This is a genomic window from Vibrio sp. 10N.261.51.A3 (assembly GCF_041471965.1).
In the GTDB taxonomy this organism is placed as follows: Bacteria; Pseudomonadota; Gammaproteobacteria; order Enterobacterales; family Vibrionaceae; genus Vibrio; species Vibrio crassostreae_C.
In genome coordinates this window covers 39,646-48,210 of sequence record NZ_JBFRPK010000069.1, presented here as the reverse complement: position 1 = coordinate 48,210, position 8,565 = coordinate 39,646, and the positions used below count along the sequence as shown (strand labels likewise).

General features: G+C 44.1%; 8 protein-coding genes. 2 read left to right on the top strand and 6 right to left on the bottom strand.

Going from position 1 to position 8,565, the window contains the following annotated elements; genetic code table 11:
- Window positions 1–31: 31 nt before the first annotated feature.
- Complete coding sequence (locus AB4371_RS16995) at window positions 32–505, bottom strand: GreA/GreB family elongation factor (RefSeq protein ID WP_017059917.1); 474 nt, start codon at window positions 503–505, stop codon at window positions 32–34.
- Window positions 506–650: 145 nt separating this feature from the next.
- On the opposite strand from AB4371_RS16995, the gene AB4371_RS16990 reads away from it, so the two are divergent.
- The gene (locus AB4371_RS16990; protein WP_372150385.1) at window positions 651–2,585 is read left to right on the top strand and encodes an ATP-dependent DNA helicase RecQ; all 1,935 of its coding nucleotides are present in this window, start codon (window positions 651–653) and stop codon (window positions 2,583–2,585) included.
- A 64-nt stretch (window positions 2,586–2,649) separates the two neighbouring features.
- On the opposite strand, the gene dinB is transcribed toward AB4371_RS16990, so the two are convergent.
- The gene (dinB, locus tag AB4371_RS16985; protein ID WP_029236421.1) at window positions 2,650–3,726 is read right to left on the bottom strand and encodes a DNA polymerase IV; all 1,077 of its coding nucleotides are present in this window, start codon (window positions 3,724–3,726) and stop codon (window positions 2,650–2,652) included.
- 162 nt (window positions 3,727–3,888) lie between these two features.
- Here dinB and AB4371_RS16980 point away from each other — a divergent pair, with 162 nt between their 5' ends.
- Entirely contained in the window at window positions 3,889–5,127 is a 1,239-nt protein-coding gene (locus AB4371_RS16980; protein ID WP_372150384.1) for a response regulator, read from the top strand.
- Window positions 5,128–5,262: 135 nt separating this feature from the next.
- On the opposite strand, the gene nqrM is transcribed toward AB4371_RS16980, so the two are convergent.
- The 4 genes from nqrM to nqrE form a co-directional block, all read right to left on the bottom strand.
- Window positions 5,263–5,517: a (Na+)-NQR maturation NqrM gene (gene nqrM, locus AB4371_RS16975; protein WP_009848378.1), complete on the bottom strand. Its 255-nt coding sequence runs from the start codon at window positions 5,515–5,517 to the stop codon at window positions 5,263–5,265.
- A gap of 16 nt (window positions 5,518–5,533) precedes the next feature.
- Window positions 5,534–6,538, bottom strand: a complete 1,005-nt coding sequence (locus AB4371_RS16970) for an FAD:protein FMN transferase (RefSeq protein ID WP_017059913.1) — start codon at window positions 6,536–6,538, stop codon at window positions 5,534–5,536.
- A gap of 174 nt (window positions 6,539–6,712) precedes the next feature.
- A complete protein-coding gene (gene nqrF, locus AB4371_RS16965) occupies window positions 6,713–7,939 on the bottom strand; it encodes an NADH:ubiquinone reductase (Na(+)-transporting) subunit F (protein ID WP_017059912.1) in 1,227 nt (408 codons plus the stop codon).
- A 29-nt stretch (window positions 7,940–7,968) separates the two neighbouring features.
- A complete protein-coding gene (gene nqrE / locus AB4371_RS16960; RefSeq protein WP_009848375.1) occupies window positions 7,969–8,565 on the bottom strand; it encodes an NADH:ubiquinone reductase (Na(+)-transporting) subunit E in 597 nt (198 codons plus the stop codon).

Here is an 8,565-nt window from a genome sequence, read left to right as displayed (position 1 = left end):
AAAGATCAACACGCCCTAGTCAGTTAGTTAGTTAGTCGATAGAGATAACTTCGTAGCAAAACTGTTTATCTGCGACCTTAAACTCAATCTCATCACCAACTTCTTTACCCATTAGAGCCTGGCCAAAAGGTGCATTTGCCGTCACGATGGCAATCTCATTCTCATTCCACGTGACAGAAAGTCCGCCGACTCTCGGCCCCATAAAAAAGTGTTTATATTGATCATGCTCGTCAATGACCACAACGTAACTGCTCACCGTAACCTTCTCACTATCACGCAACACTAAGTTACGATAACACTGAATATCGTCTTCACACTCTTGTACCCTCACCGCTTGACCATGGGCGAGATACGAAGCTTCTAATGCCAATGTATCGTACTTATGTTCAGGCACTGTCTCTTCATCTGTCGCAGCATCAATAGCGCGTTGAGTAGCAGATTGTGCGATACGTAATCGGGATTCAAGTTGCTCTATGATTATTTGGCGAAGCTCAGACTTATTCATACTATTGGGGTGCTTTTCTATAGGAGCTACAGAATAGAATTAGGTACAATCAGGTGCAAGACATTTGATTCATCAAGCGACGCTATCATGAATAGGCGCCCGCTTTAGCATCAATACGACACTTAATAACTCAGGTAGAACATAAATGATTGAGCAGAAACTAAAACAAGTATTCGGATTCGACTCACTGCGTAATGGACAAAAGCAAGTCATTGATAACGTTCTATCTGGTCACTCGACTGCGGCCATATTCCCTACAGGATCAGGTAAATCTCTGTGTTATCAATTACCAGCATTAGAATTGCCGCACTTAACCTTGGTGATATCACCGCTGTTAGCCTTGATGAAAGACCAACTCGCTTTCCTGCACAGTAAAGGCATTAGCGCAGCGGCAATCGAATCAAGCCAAGACAGACAAACCACACAACAGGTCATGCAGTCGGTACGTAACGGTGACACAAAGATCCTCATGATCTCCGTTGAGCGCTTGAAGAACGAGCGCTTTCGTCAGTTTATCTCTCAAGTGCCGATCTCACTGCTTGTGGTCGATGAAGCGCACTGTATTTCAGAATGGGGACACAACTTCAGACCAGATTACCTGAAGCTTCCTCAATACCAAAAGCAGCTCAATATTCCTCAAGTACTGTTACTGACAGCAACCGCGACGACATCTGTTATCCAAGATATGAAGTCGAAGTTTGAAATTGATGAGGAACGCGTTGTGGTTACGGGGTTCTATCGTCAAAACCTCGACCTGTCGATTCAACCTTGCGAACAAACCAGCAAGCTAGAAACCTTGAGCAATGTCGTCAACCAAGCTTCTCTCGCTCCGACTATTGTTTATGTCACCCTTCAACAAACAGCAGAGATGGTGGCTCAGCAACTTCGTAACGCTGGCGTTAATGCCGTGGCTTATCATGCAGGTCTTAAGCCTGAAAACCGAGATGCAATTCAACATCAATTCATGAATGATGAAGTGAGCTGTATCGTGGCAACCATTGCGTTTGGTATGGGCGTAGATAAGTCCAACATTCGCCGAGTGATTCACTTTGATTTACCAAAATCGATCGAGAACTACTCACAAGAGATCGGCAGAGCTGGCCGAGATGGTCAAGCGTCTGAATGTATTCTACTCGCTAACAAACATGGTTTAAGCACACTCGAGAACTTCGTTTTTGGTGATACACCCGACAACATATCGATCCAAGCGGTATTAAAAGAGATCTACGAAAATCAAAACATTGGCGCTTCTGGCTCTAATCAATGGGAGATCATGCTTAACCAACTATCACGTGAATCCAACATTCGTCAGTTACCGCTAAAAACACTGCTGGTGTATCTCGAAATTGAAGGCGTGATTGAGCCAAAGTACAGCTACTTTGCGGATTACAAATTTAAGTTCATTCGCCCGAAGCAGCAAATCACCGAACAGTTCCAAAGTGAACGCCGTCAATTTGTCGAAGCGATTTTCCAATGCTCTCCTCAGGCAAGAGTGTGGTGCCAAGTCGACTTCGATGCGCTTTGGACTCATTTCCAAGCTGATCGTCAGCGCGTGATTGCGGCTATCGACTACTTCAATGAACAAGGTTGGATTGAACTGGAAAGCAAACAGATCACGGATGTCTATGCGATCCACAATACCTCAGAAGATATGATGCAGCTGTCAGAGCGTCTAACTGAGTTGTTTAAAGCAAAAGAGCACAGCGAGATAAACCGTCTTAACCAAATGCTGAATTTCTTTGAGACGGATACTTGCCTAAGCTCACGCCTTGCGAGTTATTTTGCCGATGATAAAGCGCCAGCAAACTGTGGTCATTGCTCTGTATGTCGAGGAGAAGTGGCAATCTTACCAACCGTTGATGTTGAACCTGTCGATGATGAGACGGTGATGACATGGATACATGAGTTTATTTCAGCGAGCCAACAACTGATTACCGACGAGGCAATTACTCGCTTCTTATGTGGAATCGCCACCCCGCTTTCAACCAAACTCAAAGCCAGTAAAATGGTCGGTTACGGCAAGCTAGAGCAGCAACCGTTCAGTGATACCTTAGCGCGAGTAAAACAACTTCCTAGGTAATTCTTACTTATAAAAAACCGACTAGGCTATGAAGCGTAGTCGGTATTCATCTCACTCATTATCTTTAAAAGAAGCTCAACTGACGCATTTGGTCTTTGGGTTGCAGCATTACACTTAAACCAAGTAGGCGTATCTCTCGCCCTTGTTGTCTTTTCAGTATTTCACTAAGCAGCTCTTTGAAGTGTTCACGATCGAGAGAGGCGTGGATGTGCTCAATCGTGGTTTGTTGAAAATCGGCGAACTTGAGCTTAATGCCCTGCTTGATGATCGCTTTGCTTGGACTAGCCTTTTCTAAGCGAGTCTCGAGTTCAGGAAATAGCTTGTCTTCGATTACCTGCCAACATTCAGCGTAAGTTGAAATATTTTGAGTGAAGGTGCGCTCTACGCCTACCGATTTTCGCTCGCGCTCGATGATAACTTCTCGATCATCAATGCCATGACTGCGCTTCCAGAGTGATGCACCTTGACGGCCAAACTTGAGTAGCAGGTCTCGATAGTCAGACTCTTTGATATCCTTACAAGTAAAGAAACCCGCTTGGTGCAGCTTTTCTATGCTCACTTTGCCGACACCGGGAATCTTTTCAAGTGGTAGCTCATCGATCACTGATTGCACGTCTTGTGGAGGGATAACAAACTGACCATTGGGCTTATTCAGATCTGAGGCCACTTTCGCCAAGAATTTAATCGGTGCAATTCCTGCAGAAGCTGTCAGGTTCAGTTCGTTCCAAATATCACGGCGAATAGACTCGGCAATAAGTGTTGCTGAACCGTGACACCGCTTAGAATCGGTGACATCAAGGAAAGCTTCATCCAAGGAAAGTGGTTCAATGATTGATGTGTATCGAGAGAAGATTTCACGGATCTTTTTAGATATCTCGACATAGACCGACATTCTTCCCGGCACAACCAATAGATTAGGACAAAGCTGTAGGGCCTTTCCGGTAGGCATTGCAGAGCGAACACCAAACTTGCGGGCTTCATAATTACAGGTGCTCAAAACGCCGCGTTGCTTTTCATGCCCACCAACAGCTAACGGGCGATTTCGGTAAGCAGGGTTATCACGCATTTCTACAGCCGCGTAAAAACAATCCATATCGACATGGATTATTTTTCTGACTTTCTCTTGGTCCGAACTGCACATTTGGAAATAACTCAACCTTACAACTGTATCTATGAACAGTATAATCAATTATTCTCAGATTTAAAATGATCTGGAGTCCAGCTCAACAGGTTTCACTTCATTCGCCGCCCACTATTCTGATAGTATTGTTAGGAGTATTTAGTCTATAAGTAGGGATAGCTTTTGAGTGAAAAAATACTAGTGGTAGAGGATAGTCGCGCATTCAGAAACTATCTTTACCAACAATTTAAGAACGATGGCTATGAAGTTGCGTTGGCGGAATCTGTAGAAGAAGCCAAAGCGATCTTAGAGCAAGAAACGGATTTCTTGTGTGCAGTCCTCGACTACTGTTTACCTGACGGCCAAGACGGCGAGATCATTGATCTCGTCTTAGGCTATCAACAGAAAATCATTGTCCTGACCGGGATGTTCGACAATCAACTGCGAGAGCAAGTCCTAGCCAAAGGCGTTATCGATTACATACTTAAAGACAGTATGTCATCAGTAAGCTACCTACTTCCCCTGGTTCAAAGAATTTCGAATAATCGCCATCACAAAGCATTGGTTGTCGATGATTCAGCGGTCGTTCGCCGTTACATAGCTCAACTTCTAGAACACCAATATATCCAAACTATCCAAGCCGAAGATGGCGAACAAGCATTAAAGCTCCTTCATAACGATCCCGATATTACGTTCGTTGTTACAGACCATGATATGCCGAAGAAAGACGGTATAGCGATGATCCGTGAGATACGACGCGATCACGACAGAAACCAGTTGGCTATTCTAGGGTTATCAGGCAGCGATGATCGCACCATGACAGCTCGATTCCTTAAAGCGGGGGCTAACGACTTCCTTTACAAGCCTTTTAACCAAGAAGAATTTTTTTGCCGTATCCATCAACTGCTTGATATGAAAGAAGCGGCCAACGAGCTATTTCGACATGCCAACGAGGATGCTCTTACTGGCTTATGGAACCGTCGTTACCTGTTCAATCAAACATGTAAAGGTTGTGAGCTGCGCAGTATAGCCATGATGGATATCGACTTCTTCAAGAAAGTGAACGACACCTACGGTCACGATGGTGGTGATGCAGTCCTCGTGGAAGTCGGCAAGATCATCAAAGACCATTTTAAAGATGATGTTGCTGTACGCTTCGGTGGCGAAGAATTTTGTATTCAGTCGTGTGGTTCGTTTGAGAGCTTTGTTGACAACTTAGAGTCCATGAGAGAAGCCATTGAAAGCCATGTTGTTGAGCATGACTCTCAAAGAATCAAGGTCAGTATCAGTATCGGCGTAACCGATTTAGACGCGAAGCTAGATGAGCAGATCAAAGCCGCTGATGAGCTTCTTTATACGGCAAAAGAGCAAGGTAGAAACCAACTAGTGTTTGCGCGTAACAGCATGCAAATCGAACAATAGTCATTCGCCTCTGTTTCCATTTTTGGTATACCAAGATTAATTGCTAGACCTCAAAACTAAAAAAGCTCAAGACGATAATCTTGAGCTTTTCAATTTGAGGGCATAGATAACTCTATCCCCTATGACTGTCACCAATTAAGCGATACGGTCTTTACTCCAAGCCGCTTCTTTTTGTTGACGCTCAGCCAGCTTCTCTTCACGGTAAGCTTCACGTGCTTCACGCTTCTTACGCGCGTCACAAGGTTCAGGGCAGTTACATACTTTATCAATACCAACAGCACCCAAACCGCCACAGCTACCTTTCACAACTTTCTTTTGGATAATGTAGCCAATTGACATCGCTGCGATTACTGCAAGAAAAACACCAAATGTAATCAGAAATGTATTCATAATTATCTCGCTTACCTTATTTACCTAAGTATGGCTTAAATGCTTCAGAAGCAATTTCTTTAAAGCCATCTGCTGTTTTTACCACCATGAACACTGGGATGTTATGTTGGTTTGCGACTTCCATTCCTTTTTCCTCACCTAAGACCATAAGGCCCGTAGATAAGCCGTCTGCAGTCATTGAAGACGGGTTTAAAACAGTCACAGAAACCACTTTATGGTGAAGAGGCTTTCCTGTTTCAGGGTTGATGATGTGTGAGTAACGAACACCATCACGTTCAAAATAGTTACGGTAATCACCAGAGGTTGCGATAGCCATATCACCCGGCTCGATGATCTCTTGGATATTACGCTCATCAACGCTTGGTTTCTCAATCGCGATACGCCAGCCCACGTTCTCACGGTTTAAACCTTTCAGACGAATTTCGCCACCGACTTCAACCATGTAGTTGTGAATACCGATAGAATCAAGGTAGTCAGCGACGACGTCAACACCCCAACCTTTTGCAATCGTGGATAGATCGACATACAGGTTAGGTAGGTCTTTCTTCAACATGTTGCCTTCAACACTAAGATGATGGATACCAATCTTAGCCTTGCGAGCCGCCAGCTCTTCATCTGATGGCACAACTTCAGGACGAGCTTCAGGACCAAAACCCCATAAGTTAACTAACGGACCAACCGTTACATCCAGAGCTCCTTCAGTAAGACCGTTCAAACGAATCGCTTCTTTCACAACCGTCGCTGTTTGCTCAGATACTTCGAACGCATCCGCACCTTTATGCTGGTTGAAACGGCTTAATTCGGAATCTTCACGGTAAGTCGACATCTGGTCGTTTACTTCTTCAAGTAGACGATCGATCTCTGTATGAACTTCATTAGACTCAGGAAATTCATCACCATTGATGTATTTAATATTGTAACTCGTGCCCATCGTTGGGCCACTCAAATGCACTTGCTCTCTTGACTGCTCACAGCCCGCAAGAAAAATCAAAGAAGTTAATGCAACAAGCCAAATTCTCACTTGCTTACTCCTGTCTAATGTTGAGGATTTATATAAGGAAAAATAAGAGTAAAAAATAGGTATTTTGAATGCCTTACTCTTTCTTATATAAGCCAGTATGTTGTCAAAAGCTGTCTTAGAAAAACAAATGGCTGACTCGTAGGAGTCAGCCATAATATCAATCACTTAAGTGGATTAACCACCGAAGTCATCTAGTAGGATGTTTTCATCTTCTACACCAAGATCTTTCAGCATGCCGATAACAGCAGCGTTCATCATCGGTGGACCACACATGTAGTACTCACAATCTTCAGGAGCTTCGTGATCCTTCAGGTAGTTTTCGTACAGTACGTTGTGGATGAAACCAGTGTAACCGTCCCAGTTGTCCTCTGGTTGAGGATCAGACAGTGCACAGTGCCACACGAAGTTTTCGTTTGCAGCCGCTAGGCCATCGAAATCTTCAATGTAGAACATCTCACGCTTAGAACGCGCGCCATACCAGTAAGACATCTTACGAGTAGACTTAAGACGCTTAAGTTGGTCGAAGATATGAGAACGCATAGGCGCCATACCTGCACCACCACCGATGAATACCATTTCATTGTCTGTGTCTTTAGCAAAGAACTCACCAAATGGACCAGAAATAGTACATTTGTCGCCTTCTTTAAGAGACCAGATGTATGAAGACATAACACCAGGAGCTACGTCAGGGTTGTTTGGCGGCGGAGTTGCGATACGCACGTTAAGCTTGATGATGCCTTTCTCTTCTGGGTATGAAGCCATAGAGTAAGCACGGATCGAATGCTCTTTAACGATAGACTCATAACGGAACAAGTTGAACTTATCCCAGTCACCACGGTATTCCTCAGGAATATCGTAATCTGCGTATTTCACGTGATGTGGTTCAGCTTCAATCTGAATGTAACCACCCGCGCGGAACGGAACTTCTTCACCTTCAGGGATCGCTAGAGCAAGTTCTTTGATGAAAGTAGCTTCGTTGTTATTCGAGATAACAGTACATTCCCACTTTTTAACACCAAAGATATCTTCGTCTAGTTCAATCTCCATGTCAGTTTTCATAGCAACTTGACATGCAAGACGTTCGCCTTCGCGAGCTTCACCTTTTGTGATGTGATCAAGTTCAGTTGGAAGGATGTCGCCACCACCAGACTTAACTTTTACACGACACTGACCACAAGAGCCACCGCCACCACAAGCAGAAGATACGAAGATACCAGCGCCAGCCAGGGCACCAAGTAGCTTGCTACCAGGTTGAGTAACGATCGCCTTTTCAGGGTCGCCGTTTACTGAAATAGTGATGTCACCTGATGGTACTAACTTAGACTTAGCGAAAAGAATCACTAGTACTAGAGCCAGTACAATAATGGTAAACATCGCTACGCCAAGAATAATACTAAACATTTGTTATTCCTTATTACTGGGTGCTTACCCTACAGTTGAACACCAGAGAAAGACATAAAGCCTAACGCCATCAGACCAACAGTAATGAACGTGATACCAAGGCCACGAAGACCTGGAGGTACGTCAGAGTACTTCATCTTCTCACGGATACCCGCAAGAGCAACGATAGCTAACATCCAACCCACACCAGAACCGAAGCCGTAAACAACAGATTCAGCAAAGTTGTAGTCACGAGTTACCATGAAAGATACACCACCAAAGATTGCACAGTTAACTGTGATCAGTGGAAGGAAGATACCTAGTGCGTTGTACAAAGGTGGGAAGAAACGGTCTAGAACCATCTCTAGGATTTGTACAAGTGCCGCGATAACACCGATGAATGCGATGAAGTTAAGGAAACTTAAATCGACACCTTCAACAAGCGCGTTTTCTTTCAGGATGTGTGTGTAAACAAGGTTGTTTACAGGAACAGCGATTGTAAGTACTACAACTACCGCAACACCAAGACCAAAAGAAGTTTTAACTTTCTTAGATACCGCTAGGAATGTACACATACCTAGGAAGAAAGAAAGCGCCATGTTTTCGATGAAAATCGATTTAACTAGCAGACTAATATAATGTTCCAT

What these genes read in the sequence shown, in the direction of transcription:
- AB4371_RS16995 (WP_017059917.1), bottom strand. Translation starts at nt 505, where the DNA reads ATGAATAAGTCTGAGCTTCGCCAAATAATCATAGAGCAACTTGAATCC.
- nqrF (WP_017059912.1), bottom strand. Translation starts at nt 7,939, where the DNA reads ATGTTTAGTATTATTCTTGGCGTAGCGATGTTTACCATTATTGTACTG.
- nqrE (WP_009848375.1), bottom strand. Translation starts at nt 8,565, where the DNA reads ATGGAACATTATATTAGTCTGCTAGTTAAATCGATTTTCATCGAAAAC.
- AB4371_RS16990 (WP_372150385.1), top strand. Translation starts at nt 651, where the DNA reads ATGATTGAGCAGAAACTAAAACAAGTATTCGGATTCGACTCACTGCGT.
- dinB (WP_029236421.1), bottom strand. Translation starts at nt 3,726, where the DNA reads ATGTGCAGTTCGGACCAAGAGAAAGTCAGAAAAATAATCCATGTCGAT.
- nqrM (WP_009848378.1), bottom strand. Translation starts at nt 5,517, where the DNA reads ATGAATACATTTCTGATTACATTTGGTGTTTTTCTTGCAGTAATCGCA.